We start from the raw sequence: 1239 nt of genomic DNA, 5'->3' as shown, positions 1-1239 counted from the left end.
GTGTAGTGGTCTAATGAATCCGGACACCAACATAGGTGGTAAAGTTACCACCTTAATCGAGGTGTCAGATGACCAGAAAACGACGTTCTTTTACTCCTGAGTTCAAGCAGGAAGCCGCCAGCTTGGTGCTGGATCAAGGCTACACCGTTTCCCAAGCCAGTACATCGCTTGGTGTAGTCGAGAGTGCGCTGCGGCGCTGGGTTAAGCAGCTTGAGGCAGAGCGCCAAGGTGTTACCCCCAAAGGCAAGGCTCTTACCCCGGAACAGCGCCGGATACAGGAGCTTGAGGCGCGGTGTGAACGCCTGGAACGGGAGAAGAACATTCTAAAAAAGGCTACTGCTCTCTTGATGTCGGACGACTGGAATCGTACGCGCTGATTGACCAGTTAAGTGAGCAAGAGCCTGTGGAATTGGTCTGTTCAGCGTTTAATGTGCCTCGCTCCTGTTACTACGAACACCGTAAGCGGTGCCGTCGTATTGATCCGGAGCGCGTGGCCTTGAAAGCCAAAGTAAACCGCTTGTTCAATCAGAGTCGCAGTTCAGCGGGAAGCCGCACGATACAAGGACTCCTCAATGAGCAGGGAGAAGAAGTTGGCCGCTTCAAGGTGCGCAGTCTGATGCGTGAACTCGGGCTGATCTGTAAGCAGCCAGGGCCCCATGCTTACAAGCAGGCGACAGTAGAGCGGCCAGATATACCGAACCATCTGGATCGAGAATTTACGGTGGCAAGTCCGAACCAGGTGTGGTGCGGAGACATCACTTACATCTGGACAGGGAAAGGCTGGAGTTACCTGGCTGTCGTGCTCGATCTTTACGCCCGGAGGGTTGTGGGCTGGGCGATCTCCATCCACCCGGATGCAGATCTGGTGGTGAAAGCTCTGGATCATGCCTGGGAGCAACGGGGTCAACCTGAGAAACTCATGTTCCACTCGGATCAGGGCAGCCAATATGCCAGCCGCATGTTCCGGCAGCGGTTGTGGCGCTATCGAATGCGGCAAAGCATGAGCCGGCGGGGCAACTGCTGGGATAATGCGCCAATGGAAAGGCTGTTCCGTAGCCTGAAGTCAGAATGGGTGCCGACAATGGGCTACCGCAACTTGCCTGAAGCAAAGAAAGATATCGGTGACTATCTGATGGGTTACTACAATCACCACAGGCCTCACAGCTACAACGGCGGAATCGCCCCTGCGGTGGCCGAGGAAAAACCTAAATCACTGTCCGGTATTAGTTGACCACTACA

1 protein-coding gene is annotated in these 1239 nt (G+C 54.6%); it reads left to right on the top strand.

What is annotated here, in order from left to right:
* The first annotated feature begins 68 nt into the window (after window positions 1-68).
* A protein-coding gene (locus tag DOM57_RS20565) for an IS3 family transposase (RefSeq protein WP_110651257.1) occupies window positions 69-1231 on the top strand; the annotation gives its coding sequence in 2 pieces (ribosomal slippage) (window positions 69-324 and window positions 324-1231; 1164 coding nt in all).
* Window positions 1232-1239: the final 8 nt, after the last annotated feature.

This window comes from Salinicola peritrichatus (genome assembly GCF_003206715.1).
GTDB classification, from domain to species: Bacteria; Pseudomonadota; Gammaproteobacteria; order Pseudomonadales; family Halomonadaceae; genus Salinicola; species Salinicola peritrichatus.
This window is presented reverse-complemented; position numbering and strand designations above follow the sequence as displayed.